Genomic DNA, 22,793 nt, shown 5'->3' with positions numbered 1-22,793 from the left:
ATGGATGGCACCTTGTTCTTTTTGAAAAATGCTTAAAAGGAACAAGGTGAAGAATCCTTATGTGAAAATAAGGGCGCTTCCATTGTTTGCTGGAAATATTATGGGGTCGCATACAATGAAAAGTTGGGCAAGGGATGATTGTGAATTTACTGCACGGAAAAATAGTAATCTAGCAATCTAAAAAAAGAATATCTACATGAGGCTTACATGCAAAAAAATCATTAGGAGGTAATAAAATGGCTAAAGCCTATTTAGTTATAGAGTGGAATGATACGGAAACGGATGCACAAGGGTGGCTTGTTGTTCATAACTTCATGAAAGGCTATACAGGCGGCGGTACGAGAATGCATCCGTCGGTTACAAAAGAAGAGGTTGAAAGATTGGCCGAGGCCATGGCTTATAAGTATGTAGCTAGTGACAGTGAAACGACCGGCGGATGTAAGGCAGGTATTTCTTATGATTACAAAGCTCCTGATGCATATGCCGTTTTAAGAAGATTTTTAATTGCAATGATGCCCTATATTGATAAAGGCGTATCTTTAGGAAGTGATCTAGGTACTAAATATGAAGATGTGCTTGAAATCTTTAATGAATTCAGCATTGATATCCCTTTGACGCCGTCAATGAAACAAGATCCTGCAGTCCTTCAAGGGATAAAGGATTTTGATGTACTGATGAAAACAAGAATTGATGGACTGCTTCTAAATGATGCCGTAACAGGATATGGTGTTGCATTTTCGACAGATGAGGCTTGGAAATATAAAAATGGAAAAGATGGAGCGAGCGTTGTCATCCAAGGCTTCGGTTGTGTAGGCGCAAGCTGTGCGTTGAAATTGTCTCAATTAGGTTATAAAATCGTCGGAATTTCGGATGCAAACCTGTTAGTCACATGTGAAGAAGGATTAGATGTCCAAAAGCTGATTGACCATAAGAATGTATATGGAGAAATGGATCACGACTATTTTGAATCGAACTATACTGTGAGGTCAAACGAGAACTGGCTTGATGTGGACTGTGATATAGTCATCCCATGTGCATTAGAGGACGTTATTAACCAGTCTAATGCTGATAGCGTAAAATCAAGCTTGATTGTTGAAGCTGCCAATATTCCAATCTCTTCTGAAGGGGACGAAATCATCAAGCATAAAGGAATTGATATCGTCAATGATTTCGTTGCGAATCTAGGGGCAATAAGATTTTATGATGCAGTTATTTTTGGACTGGTCAAACCAGACCCACAAGATGTGATTGATGATATTGAAAAGCTATGCCGAAAAAATACCTATCAATTATTTTCACAAGCAAAGAAACAAAACAGGTATCAGCGAGATATTGCTTATGAAATTTTCAAACCGGAAGTCAGCGATTTATTAGAGTTTGCGGATCCTTCCAAAAAAGTAGCAGCACAATAAGCAGCTGATAATGCTTTAACATTTTCCAGGTTCTTTTATGCATAATTATTTGAATTAAAAAAGAGATAAGTTTACGCGAAACAAAGATTGCGCTATTAGTGAAAAAATTATCTACTTTTGGTAGGGCACGTTTTACCTTACTTATTAAAAAATCGTTGTTTATAAATCAGATGAGGAGAATAAATATATGAAAAAGTTTAATATTGTCATAATGGTAATTGCTTTTCTTTCACTACTAGTAACTGTTGGCTGTAGTGATAAAACAGATGCAGATTCTAAAGAAAAAATTGTGTTTGCTGATGATGGATGGGATAGCCTTCGTTTTCATAATCAGATTGCTAGAACAATCATTGAAGAAGGATATGGTTATGAAACAGAAAAATTATCTGGGTCAACTCCAGCTATTTATACTGCAATTGAAGAAGGACAGGTAGACGTTCATATGGAAATATGGACAAAAAATGATGAAGAAGTTTATACAAAAGGAATAGAGGAAGGGTATTTTATTAAGTTATCGACAAATTATGATGACAACCATCAAGGGTTTTATGTACCTACTTATGTGATTGAAGGAGATCCAGAACGTGGGATTGAACCAGTGGCACCGGATTTAAAATACATAACAGATCTACCTGAATACTGGGAACTCTTTAAGGACCCTGCAGATCCAGAAAAAGGACGCATTATTGGAGCGATATCTGGGTGGAATGTGGATAAAATACTGTACGATGCTTTCAAACACTATGGATTAGATGAAAATTATAATTATTTCCGTGCAGGATCCGAAACAGGGATAAATATATCATTATCAGAGGCATATAATAATGGTGAACCGTGGATTGGATATAATTATGAGCCAAACTGGGTAATGGGGAAATTTGACATGACACCAATACTTGAAAAGGAACCTGGTCCACTAGAAAAGATCGGTGCACAGGATATTGATATTATATCAAATGAAAGTTTACCAGAACGAGCACCAGAAGTAGTTGAATTTTTGAAAAACTATAAAACATCTAGTAAGATAGCTAACGATGCATTAGTCTATATGCAAGAAGAGGAAGCGTCGCATGAGGATGCTGCACTCAAGTTCTTAAAGGAAAATGAAGATTTATGGACGAAATGGGTACCTGAGGATGTTGCGGCAAAAGTGAAGGAAGGAATTAAATAATCTATTATTGCAGGGGGGACAAGGGGACAGGAAGAGACCACTGAAAAACGACTCCTAAATTTTGGAAAATATGGAATAAAATTGATTTTAGACACAGAAAAAACCTCCGTTATTTGGTATAATAGAGTTAACCAAAAACTACTACCAAACACACAACGGAGTTTTTTTCTATGCTCAATAATGATGATGCACAATTAAGCATCTACTCAGAATTATACAATAAAATCCCTGAAAATCACATGCTTGAGTTAATAAGAGATGAGGTTGACTTTAGTTCTATTAATAAACTTCTTGAAACCTCTTACTGCAAGTATTACGGGAGACCAGCAAAAGAGCCTGAACTTATGATTAAATTGTCGGTGCTGCAATACCTCTATAATTTGTCAGATGAACGAGTTATTGAGGAGGCTTCGTTAAATCTTGCTTATATGTATTTCCTAGGTATTAATCCAGAAGATAGCTTACCCCATCCAAGCTTATTAACGAAATCTCTTGCAGGTGGAACGGCACAGGTACCCGGAAAAAGTTAAGCAGAATGTTAGAAGTTGCAGGAACCGTCTCCATGCTTCAAACCACTCTATAATGACGCCATTCTTCCGGGAATAGCTTCTGATATTTTAGCTGTAAAAATCTGTCGTCTATTAAGACAATGGTCCCCTGATCGTCCTCAGACCTTATGAGTCTGCCGCCAGCCTGCAGGACTTTGTTCATTCCAGGATAGACGTAGGCGTAATCAAAGCCATTATGTCCTTCATTCGTGAAATAATCCTTGATAATATCTCGTTCGAATCCGATCTGCGGAAGCCCGACCCCAACGACCATGACTCCAGAAAGCCGGTCTCCTTTCAAATCGACCCCTTCTGAAAAAACGCCACCAAGAACCGCAAATCCTACCAATCTTTCATTTGCGCTTGCCTTGAAGGCAGTTAGGAAATTCTCCCGTAACTCCTCCGACATCCCGGTTTCCTGGACAATTGTTTTTACATCTGGTGCTTGTGTTTTAAATGCCTCGAAAACCTTATTCATATAGTTATAGGACGGGAAAAAGATGATGAAATTCCCCTCATGCTTTTTCAGGGCATCAAGAATAAACTTGACCATTGGCAACAGTGTCTGTTCACGGTCATGATAGCGTGTGGACAAAGGCTTAACCAGAATCTCTGCATTTTCATGGACAAATGGAGAGGGGATGGATAACACATAGTCATCCTTGGTTCCTCCTAATAGATTTTTATAGTAATCTGCTGGTGTTAGTGTAGCCGAAAAGAAAACTTTAGAACGGAAACCTTTTCCCATTTGCTGGAGAAGGTACGATGGATCTAAGCAAAGCAGCTTCATCCTTACCTCATTCTTGTCTGTTTCTACATAAGAAACAAAGCGTTTATCATAGAGCCGGCAGATTTTTGCGAAAGTACTGGCGGCGAAATAAGTATCCACTAAAAGTTGATTGGATTCCTCACTTTGAACCAATTCTTCTTCTGCCACTTCAGTGAACGTTTCCACCAGGACTGCCAGGTCTTCATCCAGCTGTTTTTCTACTATATTTGCCTGCTTTCGCTTTTCCGCGAGACAAACATTGACGGCCTTTGCAGCTTTAGCAACAGCGCCATTCATATCTTTGTATTCTTTTTGTACTTGTAAAAACGATGATTTAAACAGCACCGCCGAGTACATTTCCCGTGCACGATCTACTAGGTTATGCGCCTCATCCACGAGCAGAACGGCTTGTTTTTTCTGATCTTCAATTAAGCGTTTTAGGGACACTCTAGGGTCGAATATATAGTTATAATCACAAATAACGGCGTCTGCTGTGTAAGCAAGGTCAAGCGAAAATTCAAATGGACAAACCCGATGTTTCCGTGCATATGCTTCAATCACTGTACGGCTCATTAATGATTCATTTTCAAAAATATCCAGAATTGCGCCGTTAATCCGGTCATAATACCCCTCAGCAAAAGGACAATGCTCAGCAGTACAAATAGTTTCCTCCTGAAAACAGATCTTGTCTTTTGCTGTAATGGTGACAACCTTCATTTCCAAGCCATTTTCAATCAACAACTGGAATGCTTCTTCGGCTGCTTGTCTGGTAATGGTTTTTGCAGTCAGATAAAAGATGCGCTGGAGGTTGCCTTCTCCAATCGATTTAACTGCTGGAAAGATTGTGGAAATCGTTTTACCAATTCCAGTGGAAGCTTTGGCAAACAGAACCTTCTTATCGAGTATCGTTTTGTAGACTGACCCTGCAAGCTTGCGCTGCCCATCCCGGTAGACTCCATAAGGAAATGCCAGCGCTTTACTGCTGGTATTTCTGTCATTTATATGCTGCGTCTTAGCTTTGGCATAAGCAGCGTACTCACTTACCACTTCCATTACAAAATCTTCAAGTTCGGTAAGTGTCATATAACGTTGAAACTGTTTCTGCTCTTCTGTTTTGACTTGCACATATGTAAGTTGAATCGTCATTGACGCCAGCTCATGATCTAACGCATAAATATATGCATAGAAGACAGCCTGGGCCCAATGTACTGGGTAGGTCTCTTCTGTGGTACCGAGCACATGTGAAGTAGACTTGATTTCATCGACGGTTACCGACCCGTCCTCCTGAAAAAGCAATCCATCACAGCGTCCATCGACATGAATGCTTATATTTTCAAAGGGAATCTCTGCCTTTAGATAGACTTCCTTCTGATCATCTTTTTTGTACGTTTTTTGTATCTTCTGGTGAGCCTTTGTACCATCTGTAAGAGGATTTGCTGAACGGAAACCACCGGAATCAATACTCCCACTTCGAAATACATGTTCCACTAGATGCCGTACCGATATCTTAACAACGTTTGTCATGTAATCACCTGCTTCGTTACATTAAGTTTAGCAGGTCAGCTGATTTTAGGGAAGAGGAAGCATGGGGGCGGTTCTATTGCTTCATTTGGAGGTTGTGGAAGGAGAGCCAATGTGCCTGTCACTTCCCGAATTTTGTTGAATTATACAATAATAATAGCTAAGACAGCTGTTTTGAAACTGGCGGTTTTTTTTACTTAGGGTTTGATGTTTCGTGGGGATGGCAATGGGCATTAGAAAAGAAGCGGAGGATATTTAAGATGCCCTTCCGGATGATGCTGCTTTTCTTGGTGTTTTATCAATGGATGGCACGATTAATCCCGTCTACGATTTTGTACACGGGTCTTTGGTAAGATCATGTAATCAAAAACGCTTCAAATTTAAATGTTCACCGTTTGTTTGTTAATTGCTGAAACATTGTGTGACATGTAATATGGTTGTATCTACATAGGAAGAGTTTGACTAGAGAGGGAGGGGAGCGAGATGACTGCGGTGAATCTATCACGAATTCAACGACGCCTAATTGTGGCGATTGTATTATCGGCTGCTTTTTTATCTGTTTTGACACAATTTCTGCTCATTACAGCTTTTCCAAAAATCATGAGTGGGTTTGAGATTAACTCAACGGAAGTCCAATGGCTAACAACCAGCTATATGTTAACAATCGCCGTTCTGATTCCGATAACGGCTTATTTTATTGATAAATTTCAAACAAGGACATTAATGATGGGTGCTATGTTCTTGTTTTTTGCAGGGACATTGATCTGTTTGTTTGCACCTTCGTTTCCCATCCTGATAATTGGACGTGTTATTCAGGGAATGGGATCTGGCATAATGATACCGTTAATGCAGACACTGTTGTTCCTTCTGTATCCAAAGGAAAAAAGAGGATATGCGATGGGATTGGCCGGTCTTGTGATTAACGTTGCGCCCGCGGTTGGTCCGCCTATTTCCGGTGTTGTGATTAGCTATTTTGACTGGCGTTCGTTGTTTCTGATAACCCTGCCGATTGCAGCATGTATTCTACTTTTTACTTTCTTGTTTATGCGTAATATTACCGAGCAGCGAAACACAGACATCGACATCTTATCCATTATACTGTCAACGATTGGTTTTGGCGGCTTACTGTACGGTTTCAATAACATACAGGAGGGTGGCATAATTGATCCAGTTACACTTACCAGTCTGATTGCCGGAGCCCTCGCACTGGGTTTATTTTTGGTTCGGCAGTTGCGGCTCACGACACCTATCCTGGAGATTCGTGTGCTTAAAGTGCCTGTCTTTGCACTTATTGCGTTTGTATCCATCCTTTCGTTCAGTCTTCTTATCGCAACCGAGACGATTTTGCCGATGTATGTGCAAAACGCTCAGCAGTTCTCAGCTTATTACGGGGGCCTGATTGTGATGCCCGGCGCGCTGACACTTGCTGCTATGTCGCTTTTGGCAGGAAGATTGTTTGATAAATACGGTGGCAAAACAATTGCAATTATTGGCTTTGTGCTGCTCAGTCTAAGCACACTCGGCTTTCATTTAATTCTTGGTCTTCACACGTCATTCATTATTACGATGGGATTATTCATGATTGCCATGGGCGGGGTGGCATTAATTAATATGCCCATCATGACCGCTAGCATCAATGCTTTGCCTGATAAGCTGATTCCACATGGGACTGCGGTAATCAATACCGCCCGCCAATTTGGGGGGGGGATTGGGACTGACGTTTATTATTTCGTTTATCAGCAATGTTGGGTCCGGATCTGAGGCAGTAGCACAACCCGCTAATTACCTAACCGGCGTAAAAACCGCCTTCTTCGTCGCATTTTTGTTTGCTGTCACAGGATTGCTTCTTTCTCTGTTTTTAGAAAGTGAGAAGCAGGCTGGTGAAAGAGGGTAATGACGTTTGGGTGGCTTTTATTTTGGAGGGTTTTGATATCTTACCCACACTAGGTGGTTCTCCCGCCTACGATTATTTAGCAATAAGATTAACCGTTAAAAATATATGGATTAAAGTCTGACACCCAAAACGCCAATAACATTGTAGGGTCAGTATCTTTGGCGTTTTTCTAATGGCAAAAATCAGCGTACTATTTTCCTTTTTTTAGAAACATGGTGACGGTTCTTAACAAAGCATGGGTATGGACTTAGGGACAGACCACACTACAAAAAATGAAACCTCCATTCGTTTTGTTCATAGTAGATTGTAATAAAAAAATATGGAGGTACATGAATGAGAAGAAAAATAATGTTGTGAAAATAGATTACAAGCGACAATTCCCTAAAACGCAGCATCATTGAGTCTATTAGACAGAACAACATGGAAATCTATGTTGAAATTATTTCAGCAACATCAACTGTTTCATTAAAAAGACGAGACACGAAATGTGCCTTAATATTGTCGTTAATATATGTGTGTTATAATAAAGTCAGTTTACTATTATAAACTGAAATTTCACTGATAAAGGAGCGGTGGTAGAAATTGGTAAAGCAAAAGTATTGGGTGCCGGCGCTGGAAAGGGCAAACCTGATTATTGAACAAGTTGCTAAGAATCCGGATGGGTTAAGGTTGATTGATTTATCAAATCGATTAGAAATAAATAAAAGTTCTATGTATTCTTTATTAAACACAATGGAGAAGTTAGGATGGATCGAAAAAGGACAGAATGAGAAATATAATCTGGGCTCAGTTTTAGGATTTATCGGTTCCACTTATTTAAATCAATTCAATATTATGGAAACGTTTTCTAGTGAGGCTAAAAAGGCGATCGAAATCGTCGATGAACATATTCAATTAGGCAAACTAATGGGTGGCGATGTTTTTTATATCGGTAGGGAAGAAGGAAGCTCACCGGTCAGACTTGTAACGGATCCAGGAACCCGATTTGCGGCGTACGCTTCAGCAATCGGAAAGATTCAGTTGGCGCAGTATGAATTTGACGAACTAAAAGAAATTTATAAAGATGAATCATTTAAAAAGAAAACGGATTATACAGTGGAAAATATTGAACAGTTATGGAACCAGTTACAAAAGGCTAAAGCAGATGGATATGTGGTAGAAGAGCAGGAGGGTGCTGAGGGGTTTTATTGTGTAGGAGCACCTGTTTATGATCATAGCAATCGGATTTTTTATGGCATAAGTTTTACTATGCCGAAAACGAGTTGGATAAAGAAGAAAGATATAGCAACCACAGAAATTATTGAATTAGCAAACAAACTATCTAAGATAAGCGGCTATTTAGGATAAAATAATGAAGGTATTAATGATGTCATATTCCTGTTTGACTGGGATATGGCATTTTTTTAGTGGTTAGAAAACATTAAAAATTGAGCGCATAAGCGTAGCGAAGGCTTTCCCAATTAAGGCTTAGCGATAAGCCAAATTTTCAAAGTTGAAGAAGGTTAAAAATTATTTGACAATAAATTGTCTTATGTTACTATATTAATAGTTCATTTAGAGAAACTAAGTTTATTATAATAAACCTTGTAAAAGGGGAGATTCAATTAAAGGATAGAATATCTGCCACTTAATTAAATCTTTTTGGAAACGTTATCAAATTTAATAATTAACTAACAAGGAGTGGAAACATGAAATTACTCACATTCGAATTAAAGGAACAAGAAAGAATTGGTATTCAAGAAGAAGCAAATGTATATGAATTGGTAAAATTAGTAGATTTATATAATGAAGCAACCGATCAAAATGTTTCATTAGTAAATAATTTGGATGAATTGGTAGTTAATAATGATAAAACATTGCCTGTTATTAACAAAGTCTGGACGTGGGCAAAAGAAAACCCAGATAAAGTAACGGAAGCGGTTTATCGTTATGAGGACGTCAAGGTGTTGAATCCGGTATCTCGTCCAGGAAAAGTAGTTTGTGTAGGAAATAATTATATGGACCATTGTATTGAACAGAATGTGGAACCACCAAAACAACCGATGATTTTTTCAAAATGGCCTTCATGTCTAACAGCTCCTGGTGAAGCGATTGAATTACCTGAGGAATCAAAACAGGTTGATTATGAAGCAGAGCTTGCAGTTGTCATTGGGAAGAAAGGTAAGAATATCCCTGAAGAAGATGCAATGGATCATGTCTTTGGTTACACAATCCTTAATGATGTCAGTGCCAGGGATGTACAATTTGCTGATGTACAGTGGGTAAGAGGGAAGTCCTATGATACATTTGCACCAATTGGGCCTGTGATTGTTACAAAAGATGATATTGAAGATCCCCACCATTTGGATATCAAACTGGAATTGAATGGGGAAAGATTGCAGGATTCAAATTCGAAACACTTAATATTTAATATTCCATTCATCATTTCGTATCTGTCAAAAGGATTCACATTTGAACCTGGAGATATCATTGCAACCGGAACGCCTCATGGGGTTGGCGTTTTCCGTGATCCGCAATTATTTTTAAAATCGGGTGATACATGCAAAATTGAGATAGAGAATATTGGAGTACTGGAAAATCCAGTTCGATAACAGCGAGGGGGAAACAGATGAAAGTACTATCATGGAATGGACCAAAGCAAATGGATGTAGAGGAAAGATCCGTACCCGAACTGGCAAAGGATGAAGTATTGGTAAAAGTGGATGTCGCCGGTATTTGCGGTTCTGAAATTGAGGGCTTTTTAGGACATAATAGTTTGCGTGTACCACCGCTCATAATGGGTCATGAGTTTAGTGGCCATGTGGAGCGTTTAGGCGAAGATGTTAATGGAGTTACGAAGGGCGCAAAGGTTGTCGTAAATCCACTATTAACTTGTGGCAGCTGTAAACAATGCGTACGAGGTAATGAAACGCAATGTGAAAACAGACAAATCATCGGAATTCACCGTTCAGGTGCATTTGCGGAATATGTTGCTGTTCCTGCAAGTGCTGTTGTTGAAGTGCCAGAAAGAATTGACTCCTATGCTGCGGCACTGGCAGAACCATTAGCTTGCTGTTTCAGAGCTGTAAGAAGAGTACTTGTTTTACATACTGTACCAAATGTATTGATTTATGGTGCAGGAGCTATCGGTTTATTAAGTTCTTTTGTTGCAAAAGAACTTGGTGCAAACCATGTAATTGTTGCTGATATTAATGAAGAACGGTTGCAAACGTTGAATGAAATTGGTATTGAGCACACCCTGAATAACAGTGAGGACGGGTTTGAACAGGAACTGGAGAAAATCGCTGGTAATAAAGGGATAGATGTGTTAATTGATGCCGTTGGATTTTTGCCAACTAGATCACAAGCAGCTAAAGTTATCAACCCTGGTGGCGTTATTATGAATGTTGGACTGGGAGTTAATGAGACCCCTTTACCAATCAATGACTTTATTAGAAGTGAGATTACGGTATTAGGATCTTTCTGTTATTCCAGACAGGATTTCCAAGATGCAGTTCAATTACTTGTCAATGCCAAGGTTACACCAGATGGGTGGACAGAAGTTCGTAAACTGGAAGAGGGACAACAATCTTTCATGGATTTAATTGAAGGCAAAGTTAAAAACAGCAAAATTTTCCTTGATCTTAATAAATAATAGGAATGCTTTAGGGAGGTAGAATAATGGGGTTGACCGGTCGGAAGATCAAAGACATTCGTGCATATGTTGCAGGTGGTGGCGGCGGTGACTATCACGATCAGGGACAGGAACATTGGATTGTCAATCAAATTGCAACACCAATGAGTATTTATCCTGAATACAAAAAAACAAGAACAAGTTTTGGGATTAATGCTTTAAAGACATTAGTAATCGAGGTTGAAGCGGATAATGGAGAAGTTGGTGTTGGAATTTCAACAGGAGGCTACCCGGCTGCGTGGATAGTCATGAATCACTTGGATCGATTTATTGTTGGACAACCAGTGGAAAATGTTGAAAAAATGTGGGACCAAATGTATCGCTCAACAATGTATTATGGTCGAAAAGGCGTTGTTATGAATGCGATTTCAGCTGTCGATCTTGCATTATGGGATTTAATTGGAAAAGTCAGACAGGAACCTGTATATGCCATGATTGGCGGTAAAGTCCGGGATGAGATTTCATGTTATGCAACCGGACCGCGTCCGGATTTGGCTAAAGAAATGGGCTTTATCGGTGGTAAAATTCCACTGGTATATGGTCCTGCTGATGGCGAAGAAGGGTTAAGGAAAAACATTGAACAGGCAGCAGATATGCGTGAACGAGTTGGCGATGATTTCTGGCTTATGTGGGATTGCTGGATGTCACTCGATTTGCCATACGCACAAAAATTAATGGAAAAATCATCAGAGCTTGGATTTAGATGGATTGAGGAATGCTTCAACCCGGATGATTACTGGGCATACCGTGACTTGAAGAAAAGGGCACCAAATAACATGATGGTTACCGGCGGAGAGCATGAAGCGACACGCTATGGATTCAGAATGTTAATGGAGTTCAGTGACGTAGATATTATCCAGCCGGATGTTGGATGGTGTGGTGGATTAACCGAACTAATAAAGATCGGTAATTTGGCTGAAAGCTATGGAAAGTATGTAATTCCTCATGGCAGTGGAGTGTACAGCTATCATTATGTGACTACCAAGACAAACAGTCCGTTTGCAGAATATTTGGTCATGAGCCCGAATGCAGACAAGGTTGTTCCGCAATATTACCCATTACTTGAGGATGAAATTATTCCAGAAAACGGTAAAGTCAAATTAAACGACCGTCCAGGCTTTGGGGTAAGCCTCAATAAAAATGCAAATCTGCAAAAAGTAAATAAAGATTAATAGAATCTTCAACTTCCAGGGCGAGGTAAGCTTATCTCGCCCGGAAGTAGATAAATATATTTCTTAATATTAAAATAACAAAGGGGAGACAGAAATATGAGTGAAGATATTCTTTTGATAGGATACTTATTTTTATCACTTGTAATCATTCTAACGTTAGCAATGAAGTTTAAATTTAATGTTGCTGTGACGTTAGTTATTGCCAGTTTATTTATGGGGATTGTTTCAGGACTTGGACTCGTGGAAACGTTAACTAGTATTTCAGAAGGCTTTGGAGGATTAATGACTGCATTGGGTATTCCAATTGGTCTCGGGGTTATATTGGGTAAACTTATTTCCGATTCCGGTGGTGCTTACTCGATTGCGACAGCAGTTTTGAACAGGACATCCGAAAAATGGGCTTTATATGCCTTGGGTGCCGCTTCGTTCATCCTGGCTATACCAGTATTCTTTGATGTTGCCTTTATCATATTGGTACCATTAGCAATTCAATTGGGGAAACAAGCAAATAAACCTTTACCATACTCTGTAGGGGCAATCATAATTGGTGCAGCTGTAGCGCATACACTGGTACCTCCAACACCAAATCCATTAGCTGCTGCAAGTATATTGGATTTTGACTTAGGAATTATGATTTTGATAGGTACATTAGTTGGATTTGCGGCTACAATGTTAACGATCAAAATATATTTCATTATTTTGGATAAAGGATTTTGGAATAAAGAGCAGGACGAGGATGAGTCACTGGACAATACTTTTGGAAGAATAGATGTTCCATCAAATCCGCCATCTGCATTCCTGGCCTTAATTCCAATCATTTTGCCAAGTATTATGATTATTTTAGGTTCAGTTGGAAGCGTTTTCTATGATGAGAATCCTGCAGTAATTGCCTTCTTTAGTCATCGGATTATTGCATTATTAATCGGTACATTAGCAGCCTACTTTATCGCAGCCAAATCGCTTAGCAAAGAAGAAAGAGATAATTCCTCTTCAGAAGCAATGCAGGCAACAGGTATCGTATTGTTAATTACGGGGGCTGGTGGAGCTTTCGGGAAAATTATCGAAAATACTGGCATTGATCAGGCTATTGTAGATATTTTTGTAAGCGATGCCCAGTCTACAATAAGTATTATTTTGGTAGCATTTTTTATGGGTGTTATGTTTAGGACAATCACCGGTTCAGGTACAGTAGCCGGTATTACTACAATGACTATTATGGCTGGAGTCGCAACAGGTGTCGATATTCATCCGGTTTGGGTTGCCATGGCTTCTCTCTCAGGTGGATTAATGCTTGGGCATGTGAATGACAGTGGATTCTGGATTTCGACCAAAATTGCTGGATTAACTGTTAAGGGTGGTCTGAAAACATATACCACTAGTGAAGCAATTGCCGGTTTTGTCGTATTATTCATTACGATAATCGGAGCACATATATTCTAAGTATAAGTTTTATAGAGGATGTTATTATACGAGTTTCATAATTACCTTTCATATTTCCATAAGTACTGGAACCAACAGATTGGCTCCGTTTTCGAAAGTATTTCCACTTTCTTTCGAAAACGGAGCTTATGGTCTTATAATTTCGAAATTTGTTTAAACGAGAATTCGAACTATATAAATGGGAGTGAACCAAAATGAGTTATCAATCATCTACATCAGACGTTGTTTTAATAGGTGCTGGGATTATGAGTGGAACATTAGGAATATTGATTAAAGAATTAGAACCCGGTTGGAAAATTACAGCTTTCGAGCAGCTTGGAGTTGCTGGCGGGGAAAGCTCTAACGAAAAAAATAATTCAGGCACAGGACATGCCGCATTATGCGAGTTGAATTATACAAACGAACAATCTGACGGTTCCATCGATATCAATGCAGCAGTTAGAATCAATGAACGTTTTCAATTGTCAAGGCAACTCTGGTCTTATTTGGCAAATCATAATTTGATCGAGAACCCACGTAATTTTATTACCAGTTTACCTCACATGAGTTTTGTTAAAGGCGAGGAAAATGTAGCATTTTTAAAAAAACGCTTTGAAGCATTATCTGGGCATCCTTTATTTCAGGAAATAGAGTTTTCCGAAGATCCAGAACGATTAAAAGAATGGTTCCCGCTTATTATGAATGATAGGTCAGCAAATGAGTCTGTTGCCGGATCGAAAATTGATGATGGTACAGATGTTAACTACGGGGAATTGACTCGCACCATGTACGATTACCTGGAGAGAGAAAACGTAACTGTTAATTACAATCATAATGTGTTAGATATTAAGCAGACCACAGATGGGTTGTGGGAATTGAAGGTTCGCGACAAAAACGGTGCAATTGGAACGCATACTTCAAAGTTTGTTTTTATAGGAGCCGGCGGTGGCAGCTTGCTTTTATTACAGAAAACCGGAATTCCTGAAGGGAAACACATTGGCGGTTTTCCTATCAGTGGACAATATTTGGAATGTAATAATTCTAAGGTGATCGAACAGCACTACGCAAAGGTATATGGTAAGAATCCACCTGGAGCACCACTAATGGTTGTTCCCCATTTGGATACGCGATTTATCAACGGTAAAAGAACATTAATTTTTGGTCCTTTTGCAGGCTTTTTACCTAAGTTTCTTAAATCAGGTTCAAATATGGACTTGTTTGCTTCAGTCAAAGCGAACAACATGATTACCATGTTAGCAGCTGGCGTCAAAAATATATCCTTGCTGAAATACTTGATTCAGCAATTGAGACTATCAAAGAAAGAGAGGATGAATGAATTACGAGAATTCTTTCCTAATGCAAAAGATGAAGATTGGGAACTTAAAGTGGCTGGACAACGTGTGCAAGTGATTAAGGATACGCCAGCTGGTAAAGGAATTATTCAATTTAGTGATACGGAAATTGTTCATAGTCATGATAGAACATTGGCTGCGTTACTTGGTGGTTCTCCAGGTGCATCAACGTCTGTTTCAGACATGCTTGGATTACTTGAAAAATGCTTCCCACAAAAACTTAATGAGTGGAAACCAAAATTAAAAGAAATGATTCCCTCATATGGTGAAAAATTATCTGATAAACCTGAACTTATTGCTGAAATTAAAACATCAACAATGAAAGCCCTGGAATTGAATGATTTGAAGGAGCAGGAATAATCAAGTAATGAATGAGGCTCATTCCCTTTCGAGGGGATGGGCTTTTTTTGGGTGTGGGAAGCTTTTTTGTGTGGGGGTGCCTGTCACTTCCCGGATTTTGTCAAAAAATCTTTAATAATTTTTAGGTGGAAATTGGAGGTGAGGTGTCATTCCATAAAAACTAATATTTTCAAAGTTATGCCACCTTTTATGTGACTTTTTCGATTAAATAGCTGAAATAGACGTACTTTTCGGTAAAATATTACAAATTTTCGACATTTTTTCAATAAAAGCTAAATTTTTAGTTAAAATTGGAAAAAAATAGATGACGAATTTGTGAACATACTCTATTATATAAGAGAATAATAAAGGGGGTAAATCAATGAACGACAAAGAAAATGTAACATTTGAGGAATTCTTTAAGCAAAATGCAAAAAGAATTCACTACCATATGCACAAGCTTGGTAGCTACAATCCGCATCGGGAGTTTTATGTGGAAGGATTATATGAGTTGTGGATGGCATACAAAAAATACGAGCCAAACAAAGGACCACTGGCAACTTACTTTAACTACACAATTCATAAACGTCTCATTGATTTGAAAAACAAACAAGAGAAGGTAACAACATAGAAGAAATATGTAGCACGGATAAAGCAATCGGCACGGATGAACGAAATTTCCAATGGTAGATCAATCAGGAATCACAGATATGTTCTGGGAGAACTTGAAGAAAAAGCTAGAAAACCAATGGAAATGAGGGAGTTTTTATGAGGAATCCCATTAAAGGAAGTCGCAAAAATGAAAGCGTAACCACAGAGACAGTGAAAAGCTGGGGAATTGGAGTCAGATTCCACCATTCTTTAGCTTTTAATTTGGGTGTAGGTTTTGCTGAAGCAGTATAAAAACATAGAAACTGTTAGGTCTGAGGTGGTTGTTCACTAGTTGATCTGGCAGTTTTGTTTATTTCTAAAAAATTCATACATAATTTTTTTCAGTTAAATGCCACCTTTTTCAGAGTTCTATCGATTATACAAATGAATAGAGGGATATTCTGAATGTCACAATTACAGGGACATTTTCCTATTTTACAGCGAAAATTGAGAGATACATAGGATGAGATTTAGTGGACTTGCTCTATTCAATAGTTACTAGGGGGAGAAACAATGACTGAAAAGGTGAGTATGACGTTTGAAGAAATATTCGAGCAAAATGAAAGAAGGATCCATTATCATATGCTGAAGCTTGGAATTAACGATCCGCATCGGGAATTCTATGTGGAAGGATTGTACGCGATGTGGATGGCTTACAAGAAATACGACCCGGACAAAGGCCCACTTGCAACCTATTTCAACTACACAATTCGCAACCGCCTAATCGACATGCTCAGAATGAAAACAAGAGAAGACAATAACGAACAGAAAATTAATCAAAAAGAGATATGCGAAGTAGATAATGGCAACAGCTGCGGGACAATGAAACTTCCAATGTTCGACCCGAATGGTATCACTATCGAGGATAATACCTTTTGGGAAAGCGTGAAATCAAAGCTAAGTGAAAATCAATGGAAATGGGTGCAATTCTTTATCATTGAAGGGATGTCAATGCAAGAGATTGCCCAGCTGGAAGGTGTGTCCTTTGATGCCGTGAAAAGCTGGGGGAGAGAGGTAAGGAAGAAATTGAAGGATGAAGGGGAGTATCTTGAGAGTTTGTATCGGCCCTCGTGAATTCGGGGGGACAGGAGGAGGTCACTGAAACGCGACTACTAGAATGTTGAAATTGAATAAACCAAAAATAAAAGCTCAACCTGTCCCTCAAAAGAGTAATTATGAAATTGATTCCCATAATAAAAAATTGATAAGAATCATAAGAAAGTACAGACTTTAATCACTAAAAAAATTAGAAATTTCTGTATAATAAATTATTGTAAGCGTTTTCTAATAATGAGGGAGGGAGTACTTTTTAGAAGAACGGTCAAGCGTCTGACGATAATTTCAAGCTAGTAAAATGATTAAAAGGAGGAAAAGTATGGGAAATAAAGATAAAGTAATACGGAAATTTTACCTGATGCTAAGTTTAATACTAGCTTTTTCCATGGCAACGGTTGTACAAGTAAGTGCCGAAGTGGAAAGTGAACAGGAGATGACCGCCCAGGTAGGCTCACCTGATGGCAAGGTAAACCTGGATTTTCAACTAACTGATAAGGGAGCGCCAAGTTATCAGCTTTCCTATAACGGGGTTAATCTTGTTGATTCCTCAACTTTAGGATTTGAGTTTAAAGAACAATTACCCTTAAAAAATAACTTTAAAATCATAAAAACTACTACTAATAGTTTTAACAAAACCTGGGAGCCTCAATGGGGTGAAAAAAGCGAGATAAAAAACCATTATGAAGAATTAACAGTTTATCTGCAGGAGGAAGAAGAACCACATAGAAAATTGAACCTTATCTTTAGAGTTTTTGATGAGGGGTTAGGGTTTAAATATGTCCTGCCAGAACAAGATGGTTTTAGTAGTGAACATATAGAAATAACATCAGAGGAAACGGAATTTCAATTATCAAGTAATAATACTTCCTGGTGGATTCCGAATGACTGGGATAGTTATGAATATAACTATAAACAAACTCCATTAAGTCAAGTTCAAGAAGTTAGTACTCCTTTTACTATGAAGACACCAGAAGGGATACACCTTACTGTTCATGAGGCTGCTTTAATAGATTACGCGGGTATGGCTCTAAAAGCAGTAGATGGAAAAGAAAATACATTAGAAAGTCACTTAGCACCATGGCCAGATGGTACAAAGGTTAAAAAGGATTCATTCCCAATAGAAACGCCGTGGAGGACCATTCAAGTTGGAGAAAACGCTGGTGATCTTGTTGAATCAGATATGGTTTTAAATCTAAATGAGCCGAATGCTCTAGAGGATACTTCATGGATTGAGCCAATGAAATATGTAGGGGTTTGGTGGGAAATGATTAGTGGCAAATCAACATGGGCATCAGGTCCAAAGCATGGTGCTACAACAGAACATGCAAAAGAATATATTGATTTCGCCCACAACTATCTTGATACGGAAAACCAAAATATCGGTCTATTAGTCGAAGGATGGAACATTGGCTGGGATGGGAATTGGATTGAAAATGGAGATCAATTTAATTTCACTAAATCTTATCCCGACTATGATTTAAAAGAGGTTGTCGAGTATGCGCAAAATAAAGATGTCTCTTATATTATGCATAACGAAACATCAGGAGATATCGTGAATTACGAGAATCAAATGGGTGAAGCCTATGATTTTTATCAAGAGTTAGGGATTCATGCCATTAAAAGTGGATATGTTGCTGACAATGGAATCCATAATCCAGAGGGGCAGCGTCATCATGGTCAATATATAGTTAATCATTACTTAGATGCTGTGAAAAGAGCGGCCGAACATCAGATTATGATTGATACCCACGAACCAATTAAAGGTACAGGCCTTGAACGTACCTATCCGAACTGGATGAGTCGTGAAGGTGTTAGTGGAATGGAATATAGTGCCTTTAGCGACGATACAAATCCTCCTGAACATGCAACAATTCTTCCATTCACTAGAATGATGGGTGGACCTATTGATTTTACACCAGGAATTTTTGATGTTGAAATATCACATGCGAATACACGTGTCCATACAACACGAGCTAAACAACTAGCCTTATATGTAACCATTTCCAGTGGAACACAGATGGTTGCGGATTTACCAGAAAACTACAAGGATGAGGATGGAAATATTTTACCAGAATTTCAGTTTATTAAGGACGTCCCGGTAACATGGGATGATATCATCGTTCCAGACGCTGCAATTGGAGATTATGCCAGTATTATCCGTCGCAGTGGAGAAGAATGGTATATCGGAAGTATCACAGATGAAAACGCGAGAAATTTGGATATAGCCCTGGACTTCCTGGATAAAGGTGAACAATATGTAGCTGAAATTTATTCTGATGGTCCTGACGCAGATTTGGTAACGAATCCAACATCGGTCTCTATAAATAAAGTAATTGTAAAGTCGAATGACACCTTAACTGCTTCCCTTGCAGCAGGTGGCGGGCAAGCAGTTAGAATTTATCCGGCATCTGAAAAGGAACTAGCAAAATTTCCGAATTACAAGAAACAAAAAGTGAAAGTTTCCTATGAAGATTTTGCTAAGTCTATTCAATCCAATGATGAATTTGCAGTGAAAGTCAACGTTAGAAATAAAGGAAATGTAATTGCCGCTAAACAATTGGAATTGAAAATTGATGGGGAAAAGGTAGATGAAAAGTTTGTAAGGGTTGCTCCTAGAAGTACCAAGGAGGTAAGCTTAACCTACAAAAAACTGTTTGAAGCAGGTGATTATGAATTCGGTGTAAATGGACTAAATACACAACAAGTAACGGTTAATGAAAAAGAACCAACATTTGATTATTACAATTTAGATGTATTGTTAGAAGGTCAAACAATTACAGCAACAGCCGATGTAGTTAACTATGGGAGCTATGCAGGAGAAACAGAGGTGCCATTATATGTGAATGGCGAGGTTGTAAAAAGTGAAACAGTAGAAGTGCCTGCACAGGCAGGAGGAGCAAGCGTAGAAGTGAAGCTTACTTATCAGCTTACAGAAACTGTTGGCATTTTCGAAGTTTCCTTAGGTGACCTTACAAAAACGATAGGATTACCTTCTATTGAAATGGCAGGGGAATGGTTATTCCAAAAAGGAGACGATCCTAGCTGGAAAGAAGAAGATTTTGATGATAGCGATTGGGAAACAGTAAACCTTCCATCAAGCTGGGAGGAACACTCTAACTATACAGATAACAGTGTATATGGATGGTACAGAAAAACAATCGACATTCCTGCAGAATGGGAAGGTCATTCATTAAAAGTAAGATTGGGAAAGATTGATGATGTAGACACAACATACTTCAACGGACATAAGATTGGCCAAACCGGAACGTTCCCAACAGGAGAAGGGGAAGAAGGGATGGTCACTGCATGGGAAGCGGATAGAGAATATGTTATCCCTGCAGAAGCCATCCAATATGGTGAAGAAAATGTTATTAGTATAAGAGTTTTTGATGGAACAGGTGGTGGCGGTCTTTATGCTGGGCCAGTCACCCCGTTGGAGATATTTGTAGAAGGGGAAGATAAGCCGGACGTAGAGGTACCAGGCTATGATGATCCAACTTTAAAATTGATCAACGGAGATTTTGAAGATGGAACAACTGGATGGACGTTGACAGGTAATGCATCTGGTGGTGTAGACAGTAACGATGCATATGAAGGCAGTAAGTATTGGATATGGAGTTCTAATCCATATACTGCAGAGGTTTCACAAACAATAACTGAACTCGAAAATGGTACGTATACCGTGAGTGCAATGGTTAAGCAAAATACCGGGACTGCTGATCTAAGCAGAATGGAATTATCAGGTTATGGAGGAGACCCTGTATACACTGATATTGCTCATGGACCAGAGTACAAAGAGATAAGTGGAACTGTGCAGGTGACCAACGGAACCCTGGAAATTGCTTTTTATCAGGAAGCACCTGGTAATACTAATTTGCAGATTGATAATGTGACATTAACTTTGATTGAGACTAATTAAAGTTATTAAGCTGCCAATATGGTAGCTACTATTAACTAGGCAAGAACTTTCTACCGGTTAATCTTTGTGCATTAAAAGGTTAGGAACTACGCGGATAATGTCCGCTCAGGTTCCTAACCTTTTTTAATCCTTTCTGCCAAAAGCAAATCCAAAAATAAATATTTCCTACTATCAACGGAAATACATTGTATCTACATGTAAGCGCTTTTAAATTATAATGAAATTACTTCAAGATAAACAAGCCTATGGGGAGGAACTATTATGAAACATATTTATTAGCATGTTCATCAGGAATGTCTACAAGTCTATTAGTTAAAAAAATGGAGGAGGAAGCGGAAGGTCGTGGAATTGATGTGAAGATCTGGGCGGTTGCTCAGAATAAAGCCGTTAAAGAACTGGAAAATGCCTCTAAAGGATCGCTCCACCCTTTAGTTAATCAGTTAATTAAAAATATAAAACACCCAAAAATAAGTTTATGTTAAACTTGCTAATATAGATGAGAGCAACAATGGATAGAGGGGATTTATGATGGCAACAACTGCTAAACAAAATAAAAATAAAAGTTACTGGGGATGGCTAGCCGTAATTGGAGTCTTCTTATTAACCAAAGCAAAATGGCTGCTAGTCTTACTCAAGGTTGGGAAATTTGCTACGCTAGCTTCAATGTTTGTATCACTTTGGGCATATGCGATATTTTTTGGATGGAAATTTGCAATCGCACTTGTTTACTTAATATTTATTCACGAGATGGGGCACCTTGTTGCAGCAAAGATGAAAAACATTCCAACAAGTCCTGCAGTTTTTATCCCATTCTTAGGGGCTGCAATTGGGATAGACCCTAAAAAAATCGACAATGCTAAAACAGAATTTTTTGTGGCGTATGGTGGTCCTTTAGCTGGATTAATATCCATTCTTCCAGCATTTGCACTATATACGACAACAGGGGATCCTTACTGGGCTCTTGTCATTCAGCTTGGTGCACTTATTAATTTATTCAACCTATTTCCGGTATCCCCACTTGATGGTGGACGGATTGTGAGTGTATTGTCACCGAATATATGGTTAGTTGGGCTGTTAGTTCTAATTCCGATACTTTTTATCTCACCAGATCCCATCCTAATTTTAATATTTATTTTTGGACTCGTGACATGGTGGAAACAATTCAAGAAGGATAGAGACACGGAAATCATGAAGCATGAAGAGAATGTTTTGACTGAACTAAATAAGGAGTTTCGCTTTTTAGCTGAAAATAGGTCACGCGATTTTGGTCATTCCGAAATAACAGCAAATCAATTTACTTCCTTATTTATTAAAATCAAAGATCGAAAAGATGAAGTTAATCGTTATCTGCAAAATAATGAGGGCTTTACCTTTCCGGTTTTACAGGAAAAGAAGCGTACGGAAATTAAAAAGAACAAGGCAGAGAAACACATTTTAAAAAGAATTCTAAACGAAATGAACATTAGAGAGGATACACTGGAGGTGGACCCGGCTAGCCATCTCGATTCAATAGTAGAAAGTATTTACCACAAAAATGAATACCAACTTATGGAGATTAGAAAAGAGGTTAAACGTGTAAAAGCATACTACCAAACCTCGGTTGGAACAAAAGTTAAGTCACTTGTTCTGTATTTAGCTTTGGCTATATTGCTTGCTGTGATTTTAGTTTATGCGATGGGTATTTTGGATGCGAGTGAGTTGTCGGGAATGTAGTGGGGGGTCACTCGTACTGTAACCTCTCAGCTTGCATCCAACTCACCAAGAAATGTTGATTTTCTGCTAAAGCAGAAAATACCTTTCTTTTAAGTACTATTGTTTCTAAAGCTGAAAAAGTGGCATTAGGAAAGAAAAATTTAATTTTTTCTATCCAGGTGCCATTTTTTTTATGTGAGATTCG

At 38.6% G+C, this 22,793-nt stretch carries 16 protein-coding genes and 1 pseudogene; 16 read left to right on the top strand and 1 reads right to left on the bottom strand.

Features of this window, described 5'->3' with window-relative positions:
- Window positions 1-236 precede the first annotated feature (236 nt).
- The 3 genes and pseudogenes from J2Z82_RS06310 to J2Z82_RS06300 form a co-directional block, all read left to right on the top strand.
- Window positions 237-1,412: a Glu/Leu/Phe/Val family dehydrogenase gene (locus J2Z82_RS06310; protein WP_209479937.1), complete on the top strand. Its 1,176-nt coding sequence runs from the start codon at window positions 237-239 to the stop codon at window positions 1,410-1,412.
- Window positions 1,413-1,599: 187 nt separating this feature from the next.
- Window positions 1,600-2,583: an ABC transporter substrate-binding protein gene (locus J2Z82_RS06305; RefSeq protein ID WP_209479936.1), complete on the top strand. Its 984-nt coding sequence runs from the start codon at window positions 1,600-1,602 to the stop codon at window positions 2,581-2,583.
- 170 nt (window positions 2,584-2,753) lie between these two features.
- Window positions 2,754-3,071: pseudogene (locus J2Z82_RS06300) on the top strand (transposase); the annotation flags it as partial.
- A gap of 79 nt (window positions 3,072-3,150) precedes the next feature.
- On the opposite strand, the gene J2Z82_RS06295 reads toward J2Z82_RS06300, so the two are convergent.
- Window positions 3,151-5,424 carry an ATP-dependent DNA helicase gene (locus J2Z82_RS06295; RefSeq protein ID WP_209479935.1) on the bottom strand — a complete coding sequence of 758 codons (2,274 nt, stop codon included), beginning with the start codon at window positions 5,422-5,424 and terminating at the stop codon, window positions 3,151-3,153.
- A gap of 480 nt (window positions 5,425-5,904) precedes the next feature.
- Between J2Z82_RS06295 and J2Z82_RS06290 the strand changes: the two genes are divergently transcribed.
- The 13 genes from J2Z82_RS06290 to J2Z82_RS06235 all read left to right on the top strand — a co-directional run bounded on the left by J2Z82_RS06290 (window position 5,905) and on the right by J2Z82_RS06235 (window position 22,609).
- Window positions 5,905-7,182, top strand: coding sequence for a DHA2 family efflux MFS transporter permease subunit (locus J2Z82_RS06290; protein ID WP_209479934.1), 1,278 nt, complete (start codon window positions 5,905-5,907; stop codon window positions 7,180-7,182).
- Window positions 7,183-7,897: 715 nt separating this feature from the next.
- Window positions 7,898-8,662, top strand: a complete 765-nt coding sequence (locus J2Z82_RS06285; protein WP_209479933.1) for an IclR family transcriptional regulator — start codon at window positions 7,898-7,900, stop codon at window positions 8,660-8,662.
- A gap of 341 nt (window positions 8,663-9,003) precedes the next feature.
- Window positions 9,004-9,906: a fumarylacetoacetate hydrolase family protein gene (locus tag J2Z82_RS06280; RefSeq protein WP_209479932.1), complete on the top strand. Its 903-nt coding sequence runs from the start codon at window positions 9,004-9,006 to the stop codon at window positions 9,904-9,906.
- Between the two features lie 17 nt (window positions 9,907-9,923).
- Window positions 9,924-10,949 (top strand): zinc-binding dehydrogenase, encoded by a 1,026-nt coding sequence (locus tag J2Z82_RS06275; protein WP_209479931.1) that lies wholly within the window; start codon window positions 9,924-9,926, stop codon window positions 10,947-10,949.
- 26 nt (window positions 10,950-10,975) lie between these two features.
- On the top strand, window positions 10,976-12,160 hold the full coding sequence (gene rhmD / locus J2Z82_RS06270) for an L-rhamnonate dehydratase (protein WP_209479930.1): 1,185 nt from the start codon (window positions 10,976-10,978) through the stop codon (window positions 12,158-12,160).
- A gap of 96 nt (window positions 12,161-12,256) precedes the next feature.
- On the top strand, window positions 12,257-13,600 hold the full coding sequence (locus tag J2Z82_RS06265) for a GntP family permease (protein ID WP_209479929.1): 1,344 nt from the start codon (window positions 12,257-12,259) through the stop codon (window positions 13,598-13,600).
- Window positions 13,601-13,794: 194 nt separating this feature from the next.
- A complete protein-coding gene (mqo, locus tag J2Z82_RS06260) occupies window positions 13,795-15,291 on the top strand; it encodes a malate dehydrogenase (quinone) (protein ID WP_209479928.1) in 1,497 nt (498 codons plus the stop codon).
- 361 nt (window positions 15,292-15,652) lie between these two features.
- Entirely contained in the window at window positions 15,653-15,901 is a 249-nt protein-coding gene (locus J2Z82_RS06255) for a sigma factor (protein ID WP_209479927.1), read from the top strand.
- Between the two features lie 137 nt (window positions 15,902-16,038).
- Window positions 16,039-16,173 carry a hypothetical protein gene (locus tag J2Z82_RS19545; protein ID WP_280922973.1) on the top strand — a complete coding sequence of 45 codons (135 nt, stop codon included), beginning with the start codon at window positions 16,039-16,041 and terminating at the stop codon, window positions 16,171-16,173.
- A 261-nt stretch (window positions 16,174-16,434) separates the two neighbouring features.
- Window positions 16,435-16,995 carry a sigma-70 family RNA polymerase sigma factor gene (locus J2Z82_RS06250; protein ID WP_245251147.1) on the top strand — a complete coding sequence of 187 codons (561 nt, stop codon included), beginning with the start codon at window positions 16,435-16,437 and terminating at the stop codon, window positions 16,993-16,995.
- 301 nt (window positions 16,996-17,296) lie between these two features.
- Complete coding sequence (locus J2Z82_RS06245) at window positions 17,297-20,896, top strand: glycoside hydrolase family 97 N-terminal domain-containing protein (protein WP_209479926.1); 3,600 nt, start codon at window positions 17,297-17,299, stop codon at window positions 20,894-20,896.
- A 245-nt stretch (window positions 20,897-21,141) separates the two neighbouring features.
- A complete protein-coding gene (locus J2Z82_RS19330) occupies window positions 21,142-21,378 on the top strand; it encodes a PTS sugar transporter subunit IIB (protein WP_209479925.1) in 237 nt (78 codons plus the stop codon).
- Window positions 21,379-21,421: 43 nt separating this feature from the next.
- Window positions 21,422-22,609, top strand: a complete 1,188-nt coding sequence (locus tag J2Z82_RS06235; RefSeq protein ID WP_209479924.1) for a site-2 protease family protein — start codon at window positions 21,422-21,424, stop codon at window positions 22,607-22,609.
- Window positions 22,610-22,793 lie beyond the last annotated feature (184 nt).

The sequence above is a fragment of the Virgibacillus litoralis genome, from assembly GCF_017873675.1.
In the GTDB taxonomy this organism is placed as follows: domain Bacteria; phylum Bacillota; class Bacilli; order Bacillales; family Amphibacillaceae; genus Lentibacillus; species Lentibacillus litoralis.
The sequence above is the reverse complement of the archived record's forward strand: the minus strand, read 5'-3'. Positions and strand labels throughout refer to the sequence as shown.